Raw genomic sequence first — 20087 nt, forward strand, 5'->3', positions numbered from 1 at the left:
AACATCCCCAAAGTAACCCGTATCGCCCGGGCGGGCAGGGTGGGATACGGCCAAGTGCGCGACCGGTGTTCTTCCGGTGTTCCGGTGAGGGGGCCCGTTCAGCGGCCGTGGGGGGCGCGGTGCGCGGGCTGCTGCGGGGTGGGGCGGACGGGCGCCGGGGGAATGATCCGTACGGCCGGACCGTCACCGTTCAGGGTCATCGGCGTGTCGTGGTGGCGGATGGTCAGGGGCGGTCCGGACAGCAGGGTGTAGGTGGCCTTGTCGGGGCCGACCTCGACGTGCAGCCGCCGGCCGCGGAACTGGAGGGAGAAGGCCAGACGGCTGAACTTCTCCGGCAGTCGGGGCGCGAAGCGCAGGCTGTCGGCGTCACGGCGCAGCCCGCCGAAGCCGGCGACCAGGGCCGTCCAGGTGCCGGCCAGGGACGCGATGTGCAGCCCGTCGCGGGTGTTGTGCTCCAGGTCCGCGAGGTCCATCAGCGCGGCCTCGGCCGTGTAGTCGTAGGCCAGGCCCGGGTGGCCAGCCTGGGCGGCGACGACGGCCTGGCAGCACGCCGACAGCGAGGAGTCCCGCACGGTCAGCGGCTCGTAGTAGGCGAAGTTGCGGGCGACCTGCTCCTCGTCGAAGAAGCTGCCGCAGGTGTACATCGCCAGCACCACGTCCGCCTGTTTGACGACCTGTTTGCGGTACAGGTCGAAGTAGGGGAAGTGCAGCAGCAGCGGGTACTGGTCGGGGCGGGTGGCCTCGAAGTCCCAGCGCTGGTAGCGGGTGAAGCCCGCGTGCTGCTCGTGGACGCCGAGTTCGTCGTTGTACGGGATGTGCACGGCCTGGGCGGCGTCCCGCCAGGACGCGCTCTCCTCCGCGTCGACGCCCAGCGCGGCGGCCTGTCCGGGATGCCGTTCGACGACGTCGGCGGCGGCCAGCAGGTTCGCCCGGGCCATGAGATTGGTGTACGTGTTGTCGTCGGCGACCGCGCTGTACTCGTCGGGGCCGGTGACGCCGTCGATGTGGAAGACGCCGTGCGCGTCGTGGTGGCCGAGCGAGCGCCACAGACGGGCGGTCTCCACCAGCAGCTCCACCCCGGTGTCGCGTTCGAAGTCGCCGTCCCCGGTCGCCTCGACGTACCGCACCACCGCGTCGGCTATGTCGGCGTTGACGTGGAAGGCGGCGGTGCCGGCCGGCCAGTACGCGGAGCCCTCCGAGCCCTCGATGGTGCGCCAGGGGAAAGCGGCGCCGCTCAGTCCGAGCTGGGCGGCGCGCTCGCGGGCGGCGGGCAGGGTGTTCTGTCGCCAGCGCAGCGCCTCACAGACGGCCTCGGGCGCGGTGTAGGTGAGCAGCGGCAGCACGAAGGTCTCGGTGTCCCAGAAGGCGTGGCCGTCGTAGCCCGAGCCGGTCAGGCCCTTGGCGGGGATCGCCCGGCCCTCCGCGCGGGCACCGGCCTGCAACACGTGGAACAGGGCGAAGCGGACGGCCTGCTGGATCTCCTCGTCGCCGTCGACCTCGACGTCGGCGCGCGCCCAGAAGTCGTCGAGGTAGGCCTTCTGGTCGTCGAGCAGGCCCTGCCAGCCGCTGTGCCCGGCCGCCGCGAGGGCCGCCTCCACCTGGTCGCTCATCGCGGGCCGGGAGCGGGCGCCGGACCAGCCGTGCGCGACGAGTTTCTCCACGCGCAGCGTCTCGCCGGGCTCCAGCACGGAGGTGACGGTCAGCCGGGCCACGTCGACGTTGCTCTCGCTGCTGACGGTGGTGCGTTCGGGCCCGGTGACGTCGTGGTCGGCGGCGACGGCGACGCGCAGACCGCTGCGTTTCGTACGGTGCACCAGGCGCAGCCGACGGCCGACGGCGACGTCCTCCTCCGGTTCCAGCGGCGACTTCAGGGCCCGGGCCGCGCGCGGGTCGCCATTGGGTTCGGGCAGGCTCTCGTTGGCGACCAGCTCGGACTGGATGACGACCCGTGAGCGGCTGCCGACGGCCTCCACCTCGTAGGCGACGGCGGCGACGGCCCGCTGGGTGAGGGAGACCAGCCGGGTGGAGCGCACCCGGACCGTGGAGCCGGCCGGCGAGGTCCACTCGCAGGTGCGCTCCAGCACGCCCCGGCGCAGGTCCAGGGCGCGTTCGTGGGAGACGAGCCGCCCGTAGCGCAGGTCGAACGGCTCGTCGTCGACGAGCAGCCGCAGGATCTTGCCGTTGGTGACGTTGATGACGGTCTGCCCGGACTCGGGGTAGCCGTAGCCGGCCTCGGCGTAGGGCAGCGGGTGCAGTTCGTGGACGCCGTTGAGGTAGGAGCCGGGAAGGCCGTGGGGTTCGCCCTCGTCGAGGTTGCCGCGCCAGCCGACGTGCCCGTTGGACAGGGCGAACACGGACTCGCTCTGGGCGAGGACGTCGAGGTCGAGGCGGGTCTCGCGCACGCACCAGGGCTCGACGGCGTAGGACCGGTCGGTGATCACGCGCTCCCTCCGAGTTCGGCGAGGTCCGTCACGACGACGTCCGCGCCGTGCGCGTACAGGGCGTCGGTCTGTCCCACCCGGTCGACACCGACGACGTATCCGAAGTGCCCGGCGCGGCCCGCGTCCATGCCGGCCAGCGCGTCCTCGAAGACGGCGGCCCGGGACGGCTCGACGCCGAGGTCGCGGGCGGCGGCGAGGAAGGTGTCGGGGCGTGGTTTGCCCGGCAGCTTCCGCTCGGCGGCGACCACCCCGTCGATGCGCACCTCGAAGAGGTCCTCGGCGTCGATCGAGCGCAGCACGTCGCGGGTGTTGGCGCTGGAGGAGACGATGGCCGTGCGCAGGCCGTGCGCGCGGACGGCCTGGAGGTAGCGCAGGGTGCCGTCGTAGGCCTGGACGCCCTGGGTGCGGATCTTCTCCAGCAGCAGCTCGTTCTTGCGGTTGCCGAGCCCGTGCACGGTCGGCGCGTCCGGTGGGTCGTCGGGCTCGCCCTCGGGCAGCCGGATGCCGCGCGAGGCGAGGAAGGTGCGCACGCCGTCGGCGCGTGGGCGTCCGTCGACGTACTCGTCGTAGTCGTCGGCCGGGTCGAACGGCCGGAAGCCCTCGCCGTCCCGCTCGCGCAGGAACGCGTCGAACGTCTCCTTCCAGGCCGCCGCGTGCACCACGGCCGTCCGGGTGACGACCCCGTCGAGGTCGAAGAGGCAGGCCTGGATGGTGTCCGGGAGTCCGAGCGTCGTCGTCATAAGGGTCCCGTTCCCCGTTCCGGGCCCGCCCACCGAGTGGCGCACGCCACACCGGGGCGGCGGTCAGTGGTGGGGGAACGAGTGGTGCTCGTGCGCGATCACCCACCGGCCGGACTCCTTGCGCAGGCCGAACGTCAGCCGCAGCCGGTCGGCGGGGCGCGCGGCCAGCTCCCCGGGCGTGGCGCAGCGCACCAGGGCGTGGGCGTAGGCCACGTCGTGGCCGGCGGTGACGTCGAGGGAGTCGATCTCGAACAGGCCCCCTTGCGCCTGCCAGGCGAAGAACGGCGGCCAGATCGCCCGGTAGGCGGCCAGGCCCCGGATGCCCGCGTGGGGCGGCGGCACGTTGTACATCACCAGGTCCTCGGCGTGCTCGGCGAGCACGGCGCCGAGGTCGCCGCGGTGGACGGCGTCGGCCCAGCGGGTGATCAGGGCGCGGATCCGCCTCTCGTCCTCCGACACGTTCTCCTCCTCCCCGTCGCTCCGGGCTCCCTTCCAGACTGCGACACTCTGCTGTGTGCTGACTTTCGACGACCTGCTGGCGCGTGCCCGTTCCCTCGTCCGCGACGGCCGCCGCGCGCTCCTCGGCGTCGCCGGCGGTCCCGGCGCCGGCAAGACGACCCTCGCCGAGCACCTGGTCCGGGAGCTGAACGCGGGCGGTGAGCCGTGGGTCGCGCACGTCCCGATGGACGGCTTCCACCTCGCCGACGTCGAACTCGACCGGCTCGGGCGCCGCGACCGCAAGGGCGCGCCGGACACGTTCGACGCGGCCGGGTACGCGGCGCTGCTGCGGCGGCTGCGGGAGGAGGCGGACGGTCCCGACACCGTGTACGCGCCCGGCTTCGAACGGGTCCTGGAGCAGCCGCTCGCGGGCGCGATCCCGGTACCGCGGTCGGCCCGGCTGGTGGTGACGGAGGGCAACTACCTGCTGCTGGACACGGGCCCGTGGGCGCGGGTGCGTCCCGCGCTGGACGAGGTGTGGTTCTGCGAGGTGGACGAGGACGAGCGGGTGCGCCGACTGGTCGCCCGGCACGAGGAGTTCGGCAAGGCGCACCGGGAGGCGGTGGCCTGGGCGCGGGGCACCGACCAGCGCAACGCGGACCTCGTCGCGACGACCCGGGAGCGCGCGGACCTGGTGGTGCGGGGCGTCGTAGGGTGGCCGCGTGGGGCTGGACATCACCGTGCTGGGGCTGGACTGGGCCGAGTTGGAGCGGACCGCGCCGAGTGAGCGGATGGGCCTGCTGTACGAGGCGGTCTGCCCGGACGACACCGACTGGGACGCGGAACCCCTGACGGGCTGGGTGTTCCCCGCGTCACCGAGGGTGCCGTGGTGCGGCCGCTACGAGTTCCGCGGCACCACCGGGTCCTACAAACCGCACTTCTGGGCGTACGAGGGCTGGGACACCGCGCGGGAGTTCGCCGCTCCGGCGCTGCGGCGGTCCCTGGACGGCTTCCTCCTTCCTCTGCTGGGGGAGGAGGACGCCGTACCGGAGTCGGGTCTCTTCCCGGCGGACGCCACGCCCTGGCGGCCGCGTCTCCTGCTCGTCTGCCCGCCCTCCGTCGTGTCCGCCGTCGCCGCCCACTGGGCCCGCGCGGAGCCCCTGTTGCAGGGGCTGCGCGAGGAGTACGACCGGCACGCGGCGCGCCCCGGCGGCTGGATCGCGGACTTCGACGCCTTCTCCGCGCTGGTGCGTGAATGGGCCGTGGCCGTCGACGAGACGGCACGGCGAGGCTGGGGCCTGCTCGGGCTGCCCCTGTGACGTCCGCCGGCCGGCGTTGTCGGTGGCGTCCGTTACCTTCGCGGCATGACTGACGGAATCGTGTGGCTGGTCGATCTCGAGGGCTGGATGTCCAGCGTCGTGTTCGCGCGCGGTGTCTCCCCGGAGGAACTCGCCGTGCGCATGGGAGGCGCCTCGGACGGAGCGACGGAGCCGGTCACCGACCGGGAGGTGCACGACCTCGGGGTCGAGTGGTGGCGCCCGGACGCCGACGGGGACGGAGTGGTGCGGGTCGGCACGAGCGGCATCTGGTCCTTCGCCGTGGAGTACGGGGACGCCACGGGCGGTGACCTGCTGGAGGAGATCTCCCGGGACGGGGTGGAGGTCGTGCGGTACGTGCCGATGCAGGAGCATCCGCCCGCCATGGTGGACTACGCCCGCGACGGCGTGTTCCTGTGCGGGTTCGGGCTGGCGGAGGAGATCTGGCGCTGGGGGCAGGAGCCCGATCTGCTGCTGCCCGACCTCGTCGCCGCCGGTGTCCTCACCCCCGACGGGAAGACGTACCTCCCGCCGGAGGACGGGGACTACAAGACGGCTTACCGGCGCACGCTGGGCGCCGTCGAGCGGAGGTTCGGGCTGTCCCTCTCCCCCGCCGTGCTGGACGACGCCCGGCTGCCCGCCTACGCGGTGCGCGGCACCCCGCGGATGACGCTCAGACGGTGACGGCGGACAGGGTCAGCTGCGGCTCGCCGTGCACGTCGTCCGCGCCGAGCACGGCGGTGAAGGCGGCCGTCCGTACGGTCAGCCCCTCCTCGCCCCGCTCCACGGCCACCGTGAACGGCTCCCGGGAGCCGTAGCGGACGGCGAAGACGTGCAGGTCGTCGGGGGCGTCCGGGACGGGGCCCGCTTCCAGGGCGGTGGAGCTGACCAGGTGCCGCCAGCCCTCGTCGGGGTTGCCGTAGCCGCGCGGGTCGGCGGCGAGGGCGAAGGCGGCCTGTTCCTGGGTGATCTCCGCCCGGGCGTCGAAGTGGTCCGCGCCCTCGGCCTCGGGGTGCGTCAGCCGCAGCGTGCCCGCGGAGGCCACCGCCCCCTCGGCCGTGCGCCGCACCCGGTCGCCGTCGTCCTCGGCGTAGGGCAGGCCGGCCAGCAGGTACGGCTCACCGTCGAGGCGTTCCACGGCGACGGTCGTCCACAGGCTGGTGCCGTCGGTGACGTAGAGGGACCGCACATGCCGCAGGACGTGGTCGCGGCCGACGACCGGCTTGGTGACCAGCTTGGCGCTCAGGCCGTCGGCGCGGACGTCGCGGACGCGGACCTCGCCCATGGGGCGGCACAGCAGGAACCCGTCGGTGACCGGGCCGAAGCCGTGCTGCCGGCCGACGGCGGCGGGCAGGTAGTAGGTGCCGCCGGCCTCCACCAGGGAGGGGGTCATGCGGTCGTCGAAGGCCACCGAGACGGTCCCGGCGCGCAGTTGGTGGCGGGCGGGGACGGCCGAGGGCTCCCGGTGCCAGCGGGTGGCGTCCTGGATCTGCCACACCAGCATCCACGCGAAGTGGCCGTCGATCCCGCCGTCCGCCTTCACCGCGTGCCGGCCCCAGCGGCTGTCGCCCCGGTAGCGGCCGAGGTCGGAGCCGACGCGGCGGCTGAAGTAGCGCAGTCCGAGGACCGACTCGAAGCCGGAGTGCTGCTCGCTGTAGCGGGGGCCGCCGTTGTCGAAGCCGCCGCCGGTCAGGCGGGCGTCGATGTAGCGGGCGAGAGCGTCGCCGTCCTGCGCGAAGACCTCCTCGCCGCTGACCCGGTGGGCCTGGGCGAGGAAGGACAGGGAGATCGGGCCGTAGTTGTTGTCGTAGGCGCCGCCGTGCTCGGGCGGCAGCAGCGCGCCGCGGTCGCGGACCCGGTGGGCGCGGATCTCGTCGGCGTACAGCTTCAGCGCCTTCACGCGCACCGGCTTCGCCTCGGCGGGCGGCAGATGGCGGGCCAGCATCAGTCCGCCGACCACACAGCCGATCGCCTGGTTGCCCGCCTCCTGCGGGTTGAAGTACGTCGCCTCGGTCAGCCAGCACCAGTAACCGCGCGCCACCTCCAGCAGCTCCGCGCGCTGCTCGTCCACGACCAGGCCGTCGGCCGTGTCGAGGACGTTCACCGCCTGGAGCAGCGCCCACACCGTGCTCGGCCAGTCACCGATGGGGTGGGCGCCGGCCTCCAGGACGTAACGGGCGTACGGCAGGCCGGAGTTACGGACCCGGAGGTTGGGGTAGCCGGGGTTGTCCTCCCGGTAGACCCGCTCGCGCAGATGGAAGCCGAGGCTGCGGCGCACCGCCCCCGGCAGCCGCGGGTCCTTGGTGCGCTGCCAGGCCAGGGCCAGCAGGGAGGTGACACCGAGGGAGGTGTCTCCGATGTCGTCGACGCAGTCGGGGTGTTCGAGGCTGCCCTCGGGGGTCAGCCGGGCGAGGGCCTGCTCGACGATGTCGGCGAGGACGGCGTCGTACGCCTCCGGAGTGTCCGGGAGGTCGTGCAGGGGGCCGCGCTGGTGGAGGAGGTGCACCGGGGATCAGCCCTTCATGCCGGAGGTCGCCAGACCTTCGACCAGCCGCTTCTGGAAGATGAGGAAGCAGATGAGCGTCGGCAGCAGGGCGAGGGTCGACATGGCGAACATCGCGCCGTAGGAGGAGCCGCTGGTCTTGTCCAGGAACAGGGTCAGGCCGAGGGGCACGGTGAAGCGGTCGTTCTGCTGGAGGTAGACGAGCTGGCTGAGGAAGTCGTCGTAGGTCCAGATGAACGAGAAGATCGTGGTGGTGATCAGGGCGGGCCGCATCAGCGGCAGGATGATCTTCCAGTAGATCTGCCAGGGGTTGGCGCCGTCCATCATGGCCGCCTGGTCCAGCTCGCGCGGTATGGAGCGGATGAACTGGACCATCAGGAAGATGAAGAAGGCGTCCGTGGCCAGGAACTTCGGCACGATCAGGGGCAGGAAGGTGTTGATCCAGGTCAGGTTGTAGAAGATCGTGTACTGCGGGATGAGGGTGGCCTGCATCGGCAGCATCAGCGTGCCGAGCATGACGCCGAACCAGATCTTCTTGCCGCGGAACTCGAAGCGCGCGAAGGCGTAGGCGGCCAGCGAGCAGGAGATGACGTTGCCGACGACCGCGCCGATCGAGACGATCAGCGAGTTGGTGATGTAGAGGGAGAAGGAGTTGCCGGAGCCGTTCCAGCCCGTGGAGTAGTTCTCCGGGTGCAGCGCGTTCGGGATGAGCCCGGGGTGGGTGAAGATCTCGGTGTCGGGCTTCAGGGAGCTGCTGAGCATCCACAGCAGCGGGTAGAGCATGACGATCGCGACGCCGATGAGCAGGGTGTGCACGAAGATGCGGCGGCTGCCGGTGAGCGAGCGCAGCTTCCGCAGCGGCGACGGCGACGGGGTGATGGCGGACATGGTGAAGGACTCCTCGCTCAGACGTCAGTCGTCGTAGTGGACCCAGTAACGGCTGGCGATGAAGTTGACCGCCGTGAAGCCTGCGATGACCAGGAACAGCACCCACGCCAGCGCGGAGGCGTATCCCATCTGGAGGTCGGTGAAGCCCTTCTTGTACAGGTAGAGGGAGTACAGCATCGTCGAGTTGAGCGGTCCGCCGGTGCCGTTGCTGACGACGAAGGCGGGGGTGAACGTCTTGAACGCGTCGATGATCTGCAGGACGACGTTGAAGAAGACGATCGGGGTCAGCAGCGGCAGGGTGATCTTGAAGAAGCGGGTGAAGGCGCTGGCGCCGTCGAGGGCGGCGGCCTCGTAGACGTCCTTCGGCAGCTGCTTGAGGCCGGCGAGGAAGATGACCATCGGGGTGCCGAACTGCCAGACGGCCAGCAGCACGAGGGTGTAGATCGCGGTGTCGGGGCTGGAGATCCAGTCCTGGCCCTTGATGCCGAACCAGCTCAGGAAGTCGTTGAACAGGCCGTCGCCGCCGAAGACCTGCCGCCACACGATCGCCACGGCCACCGCGCCGCCGAGCAGCGACGGCAGGTAGAAGGCGGCCCGGTACAGGCCGATGCCCTTGAGGTCGCGGTTGAGCAGCATCGCCACGCCGAGCGCGAGCCCGAGCTTCAGCGGGACGGAGACCAGGACGTACAGGAGGGTGGCGTGCACCGAGTCCCAGAAGACCGGGTCCTCGGTGAACATCCGGTCGTAGTTCGCGCCACCGACCCACTCCGGGGGCGTCAGCAGGTCGAACTTGGTGAAGGACAGGTACAGCGAGTCGAGCATCGGGTAGATCGTCAGCCCGAACAGGCCGACGAACCAGGGGGCCAGGAAGACGTACGGCCACCACCCGCCACCCCGCCGTCTGGCGAGGCGGCGGCGCATACGATCGCGCTCCCGCTGGTCGGACGGGGTCGCCGGAGCCGGCGGCTCCTTCACGACCTCGTCGGTCTTGGCGGTGGTCATACTCATCTCCCTGGACCTCTCCCGGTGGTCGGACGTGCGGCGCGCGTTACTCGGCGAGGATTCCGGCGGCCTGGTCGAAGAACTTGCCGAGCTGGGCCTTGATCGTCGCCTTGCCGAAGGCGATGGCGAGGTTCGACTGGAACAGCAGGTCCCAGATCCGGTCGGCGCCCTGCGGCGGCGGCACCGGGGCGGGCAGGGCGTTGGTCGCCTTGGAGACGCGCTGGGAGATGTAGTCGGCGTTCGCCATGTTCAGCTTGTCGGTCTCGCTCAGACCGGAGGCGATCAGGTTGCGGGCCTTCTCGGTCGGCGGGATGCCACGGAAGAGCTGCATGGTCTTGATCGCCGTCTCGTTCTGCGCGAAGAACGACATGATCTTGACCGAGTCGGGGACCTTCTTGCTCGCCTTGGTGGCGCTGAGCAGCACACCGCCGTTGACGAAGTTGCCCTCGCGGGCGCCCGACCAGTCGCCCTGCGGGGTGGGCAGGAAGTCCAGCTGGGCGTCGGTGACGGAGCCGCCCGCGCCGTAGACGCCGGAGTCGAAGGTGAACAGCGCCTTGCCGATGACGACCGCGTTCTTGGTGAGGTCGTTGTGGGCGGCGGAGGTGATGGCCGGCGGCGGGGAGGCGTTGGTCTTGCGCATCTCGGCCCAGTACTCCCACCACTCCTGGAGGGTGTCGGCGGTGAAGCCGAGCTTCTTGCCGTCCTCGGAGAAGAAGGTCTGGCCCTTCTCACGGGCGAAGATCTCGAAGCACTGAAGGGTGGAGCCGCCGCCGTCGTCGACGCCGTGGATCTTGCCGCCGCTCTTCTTGTAGACGTCCTGGGAGACCTTCTTCAGGTCGGTCCAGGTCCACTCGCGGTCCGGCAGCTTCAGGCCGAGCTTCTCCAGGCCGCTGCGGTTAACGGTGAGCTGGTTGACGCCGATGCCGGAGGGGACACCGTAGAGCTTGCCGTCGACGGTGCCGGCGGCCAGGAGCGTCTTGGAGAAGCCGGTCAGGTCGAGGGTCTTGCCGACATAGGCGTCGAGCGGGGCGAGGACACCCTTGCGGGCGTACTGGGCGACCAGCGCGGTGTCCATCTGCATCAGGTCGGGGGCGCTGCCGCCGGCGACGTTGGTGTTGAACTTGTCGAAGTACCCGTCGTATCCGGAGTAGGTCTCCTGGATCTTGATCTTCGGGTTGTCCTTCTGGAAGGTGGCAAGCGCTTTCTTGTACGCGGCGTGACGCTGGTCGCTGCCCCACCAGATCATCGTCAGCTTGTCGTTGGTGGTGCCGGCGCCGGTGCCGCCGGCACAGGCGCTGAGCGAAGTGCCCAGTGCCGCCGCGACGGTGACGCCGCTCGCGGCGCGGAACAGGCTTCTGCGCGAGATCTCGTGACCCACCGGGTCCTCCCTGGATGTGCGTGACGGATTTCCCGGCCGGTCGCTGGCGGCACGGGTTGGTTCTTGCTCGGAAGGCGCCTTCCGGGGCTGCGGCCTCGCCCGGCCTCGCCCATCCTGACGGGTGCGGATCCCCGGCCGCCATGGCCGTCGTCACGCGAGCACGCCCTCGCGTGGCTGCCGTACCTCGGGTACGGGCGGGACGCCCACCCCAAGCCGGTGTCCCGACCGGCTTAGAAAGCGCTTGTCCGGACATTGGCAGACCAAGTCGGAGGGCGTCAATCCTTCGTCCGCGCCGCCTGGGTCACGGTTTGGACTCCCCGGGCCACGGCCAGCCGGGCGGCGCCCACGACGGTGCCGAAGTCCCCGACCGTACTGCTGACCACCTCGGTGGGCCAGCTCAGCCGCTCCACCTCGGCCCGCACCCCGGGCAGCAGCCGCGGGTCCGCGCCGGTGCTGCCCCCCAGCACGATCAGCCCCGGGTCCAGTACGGCGGTCACGGCGGCGGCGAGCCGCCCCACGTCCGCGGCGTGGCGGTCCACGACGGTGCGCGCCGCGGCCCGGCCCTCCCCGGCGAGGTCGAGCAGCCGCTCCATGGTGCGCGGGCACGGGCCGTCGGTGTCCTGCCAGGCCTCGGCGGCCCGGCGCAGCAGGGAGCGGGCGCCGATGTACTCCTCCAGCGCCTCGTGCCGGGGCCGTTGGTCGTCGGCCCACGGGTAGGGCAGCCGGGCCAGCTCGCCGGCCGCGCCGTTCGCCCCGCGCAGTACCTGTCCGCCGACCACGATGCCCAGACCGATGCCCACGCCGATCCGCAGGTAGCCGAAGGTGTGCCGGCCGCGCGCCGCGCCCTCGTGCAGCTCCGCCAGCGCGGCGCAGTTGACGTTGTTCTCGAGGTGGACGGGGACGCCCGGGGGCAGTGCGACGGCCACGGCGTCGAAGACCGGACCGGCCTTGGCGGTCGCCGGACGCATGCCGCCCTCCCCCGCGTCCGGCGCGGTGACGTCACCGACGGCGACCACGATGGTCCACAGCGGGGCATCGGGGGGCAGCGCGGCGAGCGCCTCGCGCACCACGTCGGCGGCGTCCGCCCGGGAGCCGGTGGCCTCGGCCAGCAGCGTGCCGTCCAGCGCGCAGCCGCGCACCCGGGTGAGGGCGGGCCCGAGATCGACGGCGAGCACCGCCCCGGCGGCCGGCCCGAGCCGGTAGACGGCGGCGGAGCGGCCCGTGCCGCTGGAGGCGGTGCCGGAGTGGGCGGCGAGCCGGACGCTCTCCAGTTCCGCGACGGCTGAGGACACCGTCGGTTTGGACAGGCCCGCCAGGCTCGCCAGCTGCGGCCGGGTCGCACTGCCGGCGCCGGCCAGCACGGCGAACACCGCACTCGCGCTCTCGGTCAGGCGGGGGGCTCTTGCCACGACGTGTTCCACGGTTCCCCACTCAAGGTCACGGACCGCACTCCCCGAGGCGATCGTCTCTGCGGAATGCGGCGATGGGATGCACGGCTCACGCGTCCCCGCCCCGCGGCGGCCCGGATGGGCCCCCGGTGGTCGAGTGCGCGACGACTCTTGACGCACTGTACTTCGTTAGTTAACTTCCTAACGAACATCACGGTACTCGCCTGCCGTACTCCGCCAGAAGCCCGTCCCGGGGCTTCCCTAGTTCCTCGATCGCCCCTCCCACCAGCACGGTTCGCCCGCCGTCGCGGCACACGCAACGACGAAAGAGGACCTGTGCAGGACTCCGCGCCCCTCGTGGTCGGTATCGACGTGGGCGGCACCAAGACGCATCTGCGCGCGCTCGCGGGTGACACCCCGGTGGCCGACCACGTCCGCACGAGCAGCGGCTGGCGGCCGCACGACCCGGTGGCCGCCGCCTCGTGGCTGGCCACCCTGGTCTCCGACGCCCTCCCGGCGCGCGCCCGCCCGTCCGCGGTGGCCGTGGGCGGCCACGCCTGCGAGACCCCGCGCCAGTGCGCGCAACTGCGCACCGCGCTGCGACTCCACTTCGACACCCCCGCGCTGGTCGTCGGCGACGCCGAACTCCTCGTGCCCGCCGCCGGACTGGACAAGGGGGTCGGCCTGGTCGCCGGCACCGGCTCGGTGGCCGTGGGCCGGCTGCCCGACGGCACCCCGGTCCAGGTGGGCGGCTGGGGCGCGGTCCTCGGCGACGAGGGCGGCGCCGCCGGTCTGGTCCGGGAGGCGGCACGCGCCGTGTGGGCCGCGCACGACCGCGGGGAGGAGCCCGACGCCCTCGCGCGCGGACTGATCGGCTCGCTCGGTGTGTCCGAGGTGCCGGCGCTCGGCGCGGCCCTGGAGAGCGCCTCGGACGTCTCCGCCGAGTGGGGCCGGCACGCCCCCGCCGTCTTCGCGGCCGCCGCCGAGGGCTCGCCGCTCGCCCGGGCCGTGATCGCGGAGGCGGGCGAGGCGCTGGCCGCGCTCGTCGCCCGGCTCGCCGTCCGTGGGGTGCCGGTGGACGACGTCGTCGTCGCGGGCGGCACCGTGCTCGCCCAGCCCGCGCTGTACGAGGCGTTCACCGCCGCGCTCGCCGGGGCCGTGCCCGGGGCACGGGCCCGGCCGTTGCGCGTCGCCCCCGTGACCGGGGCGGTGGCGCTGGCACGGGCGCTGCTGTGAGCGCGGCGCGACGGTGACGACGGGTCATGAGGAGCCCCGGATGCCGGTCGGCCGCGTTCACCCGAAGGACATGCCACGGTCGCCGGGGGCTCCCCGAGGGGACACAACTCGGCCGTAGATCTTCGCGCGTACGCACATCTTCGACTCACGGTCCGTCAAAATCCGACAGAGTCGCTCCTGATCGCACGTCCTTTCCCCCGGCCGCACGGCCGAAGAACTGCAGAGAGGCACATCCATGCCGTCAACCGCCGGGCACCGCGCACCTTCGGCCGTGAACAGACGAGGCTTCCTGAAGGCCTCGCTGGGCGGCTCGGCCGCCCTGGTCGCCGCGCCCACGCTCGTCTCCTGGCTGGGCGCCGCCGACGCCAAGGCCGCCACGGCGCCCGCCGCGTTCGTCGACGACTACAAGACCAACGTCCTGACGAACTTCACGCCCGAGACCAACGCCGTGGTGCGGATCCTCGGCGGCATGGCCGAGGTCTGGAAGACCGGCTCGGCCTGGAACACCGGGACGGCGCTGCGGCCCGAGGTGCTCCGTGCCAACATGCGCTACTGCGCCCGTGTCACCGCCACCCGCACACCGGAGCAGGCCAAGGAGGCGTTCGTCTACGACCGCCAGCACCAGAGCTACTCGGTGATCGGCGGCCTCGGTCCGCTCGCGGAGCTGTACAAGGCGGGCGCCAAGGCGGTCACGTCGATCACCAGCGCCCCGGACACCACGCCCCCGACCACGATCAGCGACGCCGTGCCCGCCGACGCCCCGGCCGGTTCCGCGGTCGGCGCCGGTTCGCACACCTCGGACCTCGGGCAGGTCGCCAAGCTGGTCGACACCGTGCGCGGCCCCTTCGCCTCCAGCAACCCCGGCAAGTTCGCCTACCAGTACCCGCGTCCGTGGCGCTTGAACGAGGACAGCCAGGTCGTCGACACCGGGAAGACCGACGCGTTCGGCTTCCCGGTCTACGACTCCCAGGTGATCGTCGCCCCGCAGCTGCTGCGCCAGCGCGGCACCTCCCCCGCCGATGACGGCGGCTACCCCAGCGGGCACACCAACGCCATCCACCTGGCCGCCCTGGCCTTCGCGTACGCGGTGCCGGAACGGTTCCAGGAGCTGGTGACCCGCGCCTTCGAGCTGAGCCACACCAGGATCGTCTCCGGCATGCACTCCACCGTCGACGTCATCGGCGGGCGCGTCATGGCCACCGCCCTCGCCGCGGCCGCGCTGGCCGATCCGGCGAACGCCGCGCTCAAGGCCGCCGCCCGCGCGCAGGCCCTCGCCTACTTCACCGAGAAGACGGGCACGACCGCCGACACCCTGTTCGCGTACGCCCACTCGGACGCCGGTGACCGCTACGCCGACCGGCGCGCCAACGCCCGTCTGGTCGAGCCCAAGCTGACCTACGTGCTCACCCGGGAGGGCCGCGACCGGGACCTGACCGTGCCGAAGGGCGCGGAGGTGCTGCTGGAGACGCGGCTGCCGTACCTGGACGCGGCCCAGCGCCGCGAGGTGCTGCGTACGACCGCGCTGCGCGCCGGGTACGTGCTGCTGGACGGCTTCGAGCAGTGGGGCCGGCTCAACCTGTTCGCCGCGGCCGACGGCTACGGCGCCTTCGACTCCGACGTCACGGTCACCCTGGACGCGGCCGCGGGCGGCTTCCACGCGGCCGACGCCTGGCGCAACGACATCGACGGCCGGGGCGGTCTGACCAAGCGCGGCTCGGGCACGCTCACGCTGACCGGCGCCAACCACTACCAGGGCGGCACCGTGGTCGAGGCGGGCACGCTGGTCGCCGGCTCGGCGAAGGCGCTGGGCCACGGGGAGGTCCGGGTCCAGGGCGGCACGCTGCGGGCGATCGGTCCGGTGCGGGTGCGCGGGCTGTACGCCCAGGAGTCCGGGACGGTGCTGGACCTGACGCTGCGCAAGAACCACGGCGCCGTCCTGTCGGTGGCCGGGCGGGTGGTCCTCGCCCAGGGCAGCGTGCTGTCGCTGCGGCTGGACGGCGAGCGGCCGCCGGTCGTGGGCGGTGTCGTCCCGGTGATCGGCGCGCAGGCGCTGCGCGGGCGGTTCGACCGCGTGGAGCTGGCCTCCGACACGCTGCGGGCGGTGCCGGTGTACACGGCGGACGGTCTGTCGGTACGCATCGTCAAGCGGTAGCACTCCGTTTCGGGGGCGTCGGCTCCGTCTCGGGGCCGCCTCTGGCTACGCCGCAGGGCTCTGCCCGGGTGCTGGGTGGATGACGGTGGGCTCGGTTTCCCCGTCCCGTCGATCCACCCGGGCCCGGCCGGGGCCCTGCGGGGCACCCGCCACCGCCGCCCTCGGGCTCGTCGTGGCTGGTCGCGCAGTTCCTCGCGCCCCTAAGACGCCGTCTAAAGCGCACCAGCCCACACGGCGGCGCCCCGCTGCACCGCCCGAAACCCCGGCCGGGGCCCTGCGGGGCACCCGCCATCGCCGCCCGCGGGCCCGTCGTGGCTGGTCGCGCAGTTCCCCGCGCCCCTGAGGCGCACCCCCCGCCCGCCAGCCCTGCGCGGCTGGTCGTATCCCACTTCGTAGGTGCTCGCGTGTCGCGTCCGTGCCCGGTGCTCGTGCTCCGGGGGGCCGGAGCAGGCCGTGGGCTATGTTGAGCCCCGTGGGAGACAAAGGAGGAGGACCGGTGCCATCGCCTCAGCAGGCACGCGCACAGGCGACCACGATCACCTCGGGCAAAACCGCTCCGGAGGCGGAGGTGTCCCCCACCTCCCGGCTCAGGGCCCTGTTCGACGGACCCCATCTGTCCCCGGGCCAGCGGCGCATCGCCCAGTACCTGATCGAGAACATCACCGAGGCGGCGTTCCTGTCGATCACCGATCTCGCCGACCGCGTCGGCGTCAGCCAGCCCTCGGTGACCCGGTTCGCGGCCGCGGTGGGTTTCAGCGGTTACCCGGCGCTGCGGGAGAAACTCCAGTCGATCGCGCTGGGCGCCCTGGCCGGCGGTCCCGCCGCGGCCGAGGTGAACCGGAGCAACGAGCTCCAGGCGGCGGTCGACGCGGAGATCGAGAACCTGGAGAACCTGCGGCGCGACTTCGCCGACCCGGACCAGGTCATCGACGTGGGCCGGCAGCTGTCGGCGTCGACGCCGCTGACCATCCTGGGCCTGCGCATCTCGGCCTCGCTCGCCGAGTACTTCGCCTACGCCGCCCGCCGCATCCATCCGGACGTGCGGCTGGTGACCCGGGGCGGCAGCGTCGCCTACGACGCGCTGTTGCAGTCCCGGGAGGCGGGGGGCACCTGGGTGCTGGCGTTCTCCATGCCACGGCACGCGCAGGAGACGCTCACCGCGGTGCGTGTCGCGCGCAGCGCGGGCCTCCAGGTCGCGCTGGTCACCGACCTGGCGTTGGGGCCGGTGGCCGACGAGGCCGACGTCACCTTCGCCACCGGGACCGGCTCCCGCCTGGTCTTCGACTCCTACGCCGCCCCGGGGATGATGGCCGCCGCGCTGCTCCAGGCCATGACGGACGCGGGTCCCGAACGCACCCAGGCGCGGCTGGAGGAGTACGAGCAGATCGCCGAGCAGCATCAGTTCTTCCTCCGGGACTGAACCCTTCCCCCAGAGCCCCCCCCGGTACAGAAATACGCAAGCGGATCATTCCGGGCAAATCGCGCATGAATGTTTTCATACGCCTTGCAAAGGCGACGGCATATATAAATACTGCTCACGGCCGCACCCGCCCGCCAAGGGCACCAGAACGAGCACCGGAAACCGCCGTCCCCTACCCGCGTCGGCGCCCACGGTGCTCGGGGCCTCGCCGGAGCGAGCGCCCGTGGCGGCCCCGGTCATCCCCTAGACCGGGGCCGCCCCACAACGTCGGACCACCCGTCACGACGCCACATACCCGGAAGCGATGATCATGCCCCTGACGACGACGCGCATCAGCCCGGACTGGCCGTGCCAGGTCAAGACCCCCGGCACCTACGACTGGGAGCGCTCCGCGGCCAAGTGGCTGCGTGAGCTGGTGCCCGCGCGCTACGCCAGCTACCCGGCGCTACTGCGCCACCCGGTGCTGCTCGCCCGCCATGCGCAGATCCAGGTCCAGCACGAGATACGGGTGGCCCGCACCGCCCTGCAGACCGCGCGCGCCGACCTGCCACGTCTCGGGATGCCCGAATCCGTCATCGAGCACACGATCAAGCTGTACGCCGCCGAGGTCCTGCAGCTCCAGCACATCGCCCGCAGCGTCCGCGCCGTCACCGACGCACTCGTCGACCGCGGCGCGGGACGCTGAGCGGTACGTTCCGCTCCGCCGCCCGCCATGGGCATCGTCGCTGGCAAGAGGGTTGCCACAAGACCACGATCGAAAGCCGCCGGGTGTGCCATGCTCGTGCCGTGACGAGCGAACCAGCCCGGCCCGCCGAGTCCGGTGCCGCGCCCGACATGGCCGCCCTGACCAGGGTCGTGGCGCGCCAGCGCGCCGAGCTGGACCGGTTGCAGGACCTGGCGGCCGCCTCGGCCGTGCTGGAGCGGGCCAAAGGCGCCGTGATGGCGCAGACCGGGTGCTCCCCGGAGGCCGCTCAGGAGGAGCTGCAACGCCGGGCGAAGGCCGGGCGGCGGACGGTGCTGGAGCAGTGCTGGCTCACCCTCGGCGCCCTGGCCGCGCCGGGCGGTACGGGCTCCCGGTCGGTGCCCGCCGACACCGCCCCGGACCGCGCGCCGTCCACACCCCCGGCCGACGCCGAGGCCCTCGGCCGCCTCGCCCAGGCCCTGCTCCGCGTCGGCGGCCCGCAGGACCTCGCCCGGTGCCTGCTGGAGCGTCTCGCGCCGGACGTCGGCGCCGACGCGGTCATGATCTTCGTACGGCTCCCCACCGGCGGACTCGAACTCGTCGGGCACGCCGGCATCGACGACACCCTCGCCGGCCAGTGGCACCGGGTCCCCCCGCTCACCGGGATCGCCGCGCTGGACACCCTCGACGCCGGACAACCGCGCTGGCTGGAGGACCCGGCCCGGGACCGCAAGCGGTACCTGCTGATCGGGGATCCGCCCGAGCGGTGGCCGAGTTGTGCCTGGCTGCCGGTGGCCACCGGGCAGTCGACCGACGTCGCCATCGGCATATTCCGCCACCGGGCGGGCCGCTTCTCCGCCCGGGAGCGTGAACTGCTGCTGGCCGTCGCCCGGTTGTGCGCGGGTCCGCTGCGCACCTTCGGCCCCCGGCAGGACGACCCCGCCGTCGGCGAGGCCGCCGACGCCGTGCAGACCGTCTTCGACCGGCTTCCCGTCGCCGCCGTCCTGCTCACCCCGATACGCGGAGCGGCGGGCCACGTCGAGGACTTCCGTATCGACGCCGCGACCGCCGGCACCTCCGACGCGGTCGGCCGCAGCGGCCGCGAACTGATCGGCCTGCGCTTCCTGGAGTGCTGGCCGGCCGCGGCCGGGGACCCCCTGTGGCAGGGCTGCCTGGCCGCGCTGGCCGAGGGACATCCGTACGAGAGCGAGCCGTTCGCCCGTCAGCAGGTCGTGGCCGGGGTGAGCGAGCTGTCCACCTACTCGGCGCGGGTGGCGCGGCTGGGCGACGGACTGGTCGTCAGCTGGGTCCGGCACGACCCCTCCGACCGGCAGGAGCAGCGGCTGGCGGACGTGCAGCGGCTGGGCAACCTCGGCTGGGCCAACTGGAACCTGGTCACGGGCGAGGTGAACTGGTCCTCCCAGGTCTTCACCATCCTCGACCGCGACCCCGCGCAGGGCGCCGTCTCCCTCGCCCGGCTGCCGGGCCTGGCTCTGCCGGAGGACATGCCGACGCTGGCCCGGGCCATGGGCGCGCTGGTCCGCCACGGCCTGCCGTGCGACGTGCCCTTCCGGATCGTCACCCGCCAGGGGGTACGGCATCTGCGGGCGGTCGCCGAGGCGGTGCCGGACGCCCACGGCACGCCCGTCGAGGTGCACGGCTTCGTCCAGGACCTCACCGCGCAGCGCAGTGCCGAACTCGCCCTCGTCGCCACCGAGCGTGCCATCCTCACCCAGCACGGCGTGCTCCAGGCCGAGCGCACGGTGGCCAACCGGCTCCAGGAGGCGCTGCTGCCCCTGCCGAAGCAGCCGGTCCGGCTGGCCGGGCTGCGCGTCGACATCGCCTATCTGCCCGCCCAGTCGGGGCTGAACGTCGGCGGCGACTGGTTCAGCGCCATCCAACTCCCCGAGGGCGACGCCCTGTTCGTGGTGGGCGACGTGGCCGGGCACGGCATGGACGCCGTCGCCGCGATGGCCCTGCTGCGCTTCACCGCCAAGGGCATGATCATCACCGGCTCGTCGCTGACCGGCGCGCTCACCCGGCTCAACGCCCTGCTGCTGCACTCGCGCGACCCGCACGGCACCGCCACCATGATCCTCGCCCGCTACTCCCCCGGCGAACGGCGGCTGAAGTGGGCGCAGGCCGGCCATCCCCCGCCGCTTCTGCTGCGCGACGGCGAGGCCCGCTATCTCACGCGGCCCCTCGGGATGCTGCTCGGCGCGAGCGACACCCCGTCCTATGCGGAGGCGGAGTGCCGCCTGGAACCCGGCGACCGGCTGGTGCTGTACACCGACGGCCTGGTGGAGCGGCCCTCGGAGAGCATCGACCGGGGCCTGGAACGGCTCGCCCGCGCCGCCGCCCAGCGCGGCCCCTCCGGCCCGGCGCCGCTGGACCAGTTGCTCGGCGCGCTGCTGGAACCCGAACGGCGGGACGACGTGTGCGTGCTCGACATCCGGGTTCCGGGCGACGACGAGGAGCCGGAGCACCGGTAGGGGCGCGTCGG

Annotated in this window: 16 protein-coding genes; 8 read left to right on the forward strand and 8 right to left on the reverse strand. The window is 72.7% G+C overall.

Annotation, left to right across the window (positions count from 1 at the left end):
- Positions 1-98: 98 nt before the first annotated feature.
- From ALMP_RS07630 to ALMP_RS07640, 3 genes are all read right to left on the reverse strand, one after another.
- Complete coding sequence (locus ALMP_RS07630) at positions 99-2441, reverse strand: glycoside hydrolase family 65 protein (RefSeq protein WP_264925469.1); 2343 nt, start codon at positions 2439-2441, stop codon at positions 99-101.
- Positions 2438-3181, reverse strand: a complete 744-nt coding sequence (locus ALMP_RS07635) for an HAD family phosphatase (protein WP_264925470.1) — start codon at positions 3179-3181, stop codon at positions 2438-2440. The genes ALMP_RS07630 and ALMP_RS07635 overlap by 4 nt, the downstream gene beginning before the upstream one ends.
- Positions 3182-3244: 63 nt before the next feature.
- A complete protein-coding gene (locus ALMP_RS07640; protein ID WP_264925471.1) occupies positions 3245-3640 on the reverse strand; it encodes an SgcJ/EcaC family oxidoreductase in 396 nt (131 codons plus the stop codon).
- A gap of 55 nt (positions 3641-3695) precedes the next feature.
- On the opposite strand from ALMP_RS07640, the gene ALMP_RS07645 reads away from it, so the two are divergent.
- Genes ALMP_RS07645 through ALMP_RS07655 form a run of 3 tightly spaced genes read left to right on the forward strand, consistent with a single transcriptional unit; the run spans position 3696 to position 5619 of the window.
- Positions 3696-4406, forward strand: a complete 711-nt coding sequence (locus ALMP_RS07645; protein ID WP_264925472.1) for a nucleoside/nucleotide kinase family protein — start codon at positions 3696-3698, stop codon at positions 4404-4406.
- The gene (locus ALMP_RS07650; protein WP_264925473.1) at positions 4342-4938 is read left to right on the forward strand and encodes a hypothetical protein; all 597 of its coding nucleotides are present in this window, start codon (positions 4342-4344) and stop codon (positions 4936-4938) included. Before ALMP_RS07645 ends, ALMP_RS07650 begins: the two co-directional genes overlap by 65 nt.
- A gap of 45 nt (positions 4939-4983) precedes the next feature.
- A complete protein-coding gene (locus ALMP_RS07655) occupies positions 4984-5619 on the forward strand; it encodes a DUF6461 domain-containing protein (RefSeq protein ID WP_264925474.1) in 636 nt (211 codons plus the stop codon).
- Here ALMP_RS07655 and ALMP_RS07660 read toward each other — a convergent pair.
- From ALMP_RS07660 to ALMP_RS07680, 5 genes are all read right to left on the reverse strand, one after another.
- Positions 5609-7441: a hypothetical protein gene (locus ALMP_RS07660; protein ID WP_264925475.1), complete on the reverse strand. Its 1833-nt coding sequence runs from the start codon at positions 7439-7441 to the stop codon at positions 5609-5611. The two genes, ALMP_RS07655 and ALMP_RS07660, sit on opposite strands and share 11 nt — an antisense overlap.
- 6 nt (positions 7442-7447) lie before the next feature.
- Positions 7448-8326: a carbohydrate ABC transporter permease gene (locus ALMP_RS07665; protein ID WP_264925476.1), complete on the reverse strand. Its 879-nt coding sequence runs from the start codon at positions 8324-8326 to the stop codon at positions 7448-7450.
- Positions 8327-8350: 24 nt separating this feature from the next.
- On the reverse strand, positions 8351-9328 hold the full coding sequence (locus ALMP_RS07670; RefSeq protein WP_264925477.1) for a carbohydrate ABC transporter permease: 978 nt from the start codon (positions 9326-9328) through the stop codon (positions 8351-8353).
- A gap of 46 nt (positions 9329-9374) precedes the next feature.
- Positions 9375-10706: an ABC transporter substrate-binding protein gene (locus ALMP_RS07675; protein WP_264925478.1), complete on the reverse strand. Its 1332-nt coding sequence runs from the start codon at positions 10704-10706 to the stop codon at positions 9375-9377.
- A 275-nt stretch (positions 10707-10981) separates the two neighbouring features.
- Positions 10982-12115, reverse strand: a complete 1134-nt coding sequence (locus tag ALMP_RS07680) for an ROK family protein (RefSeq protein WP_264925479.1) — start codon at positions 12113-12115, stop codon at positions 10982-10984.
- 315 nt (positions 12116-12430) lie between these two features.
- Here ALMP_RS07680 and ALMP_RS07685 point away from each other — a divergent pair, with 315 nt between their 5' ends.
- From ALMP_RS07685 to ALMP_RS07705, 5 genes are all read left to right on the forward strand, one after another.
- Positions 12431-13330 carry an N-acetylglucosamine kinase gene (locus ALMP_RS07685; protein WP_264925480.1) on the forward strand — a complete coding sequence of 300 codons (900 nt, stop codon included), beginning with the start codon at positions 12431-12433 and terminating at the stop codon, positions 13328-13330.
- A 235-nt stretch (positions 13331-13565) separates the two neighbouring features.
- On the forward strand, positions 13566-15482 hold the full coding sequence (locus ALMP_RS07690; protein ID WP_264925481.1) for a phosphatase PAP2 family protein: 1917 nt from the start codon (positions 13566-13568) through the stop codon (positions 15480-15482).
- 496 nt (positions 15483-15978) lie between these two features.
- Positions 15979-16902 carry a MurR/RpiR family transcriptional regulator gene (locus ALMP_RS07695; protein ID WP_264925482.1) on the forward strand — a complete coding sequence of 308 codons (924 nt, stop codon included), beginning with the start codon at positions 15979-15981 and terminating at the stop codon, positions 16900-16902.
- A gap of 304 nt (positions 16903-17206) precedes the next feature.
- A complete protein-coding gene (locus tag ALMP_RS07700) occupies positions 17207-17587 on the forward strand; it encodes a hypothetical protein (protein WP_264925483.1) in 381 nt (126 codons plus the stop codon).
- A gap of 149 nt (positions 17588-17736) precedes the next feature.
- Positions 17737-20076 carry a SpoIIE family protein phosphatase gene (locus ALMP_RS07705; protein ID WP_264925565.1) on the forward strand — a complete coding sequence of 780 codons (2340 nt, stop codon included), beginning with the start codon at positions 17737-17739 and terminating at the stop codon, positions 20074-20076.
- Positions 20077-20087: the final 11 nt, after the last annotated feature.

Origin of the sequence: Streptomyces sp. A012304, from assembly GCF_026008495.1 — a bacterium.
Classification (GTDB): domain Bacteria; phylum Actinomycetota; class Actinomycetes; order Streptomycetales; family Streptomycetaceae; genus Streptomyces.

Excerpts from the sequence above, each read along its gene's own strand:
- ALMP_RS07635 (WP_264925470.1), bottom strand. The coding sequence starts at position 3,181 with ATGACGACGACGCTCGGACTCCCGGACACCATCCAGGCCTGCCTCTTC.
- ALMP_RS07670 (WP_264925477.1), bottom strand. The coding sequence starts at position 9,328 with ATGACCACCGCCAAGACCGACGAGGTCGTGAAGGAGCCGCCGGCTCCG.
- ALMP_RS07665 (WP_264925476.1), bottom strand. The coding sequence starts at position 8,326 with ATGTCCGCCATCACCCCGTCGCCGTCGCCGCTGCGGAAGCTGCGCTCG.
- ALMP_RS07655 (WP_264925474.1), top strand. The coding sequence starts at position 4,984 with ATGACTGACGGAATCGTGTGGCTGGTCGATCTCGAGGGCTGGATGTCC.
- ALMP_RS07700 (WP_264925483.1), top strand. The coding sequence starts at position 17,207 with ATGATCATGCCCCTGACGACGACGCGCATCAGCCCGGACTGGCCGTGC.
- ALMP_RS07690 (WP_264925481.1), top strand. The coding sequence starts at position 13,566 with ATGCCGTCAACCGCCGGGCACCGCGCACCTTCGGCCGTGAACAGACGA.
- ALMP_RS07705 (WP_264925565.1), top strand. The coding sequence starts at position 17,737 with ATGGCCGCCCTGACCAGGGTCGTGGCGCGCCAGCGCGCCGAGCTGGAC.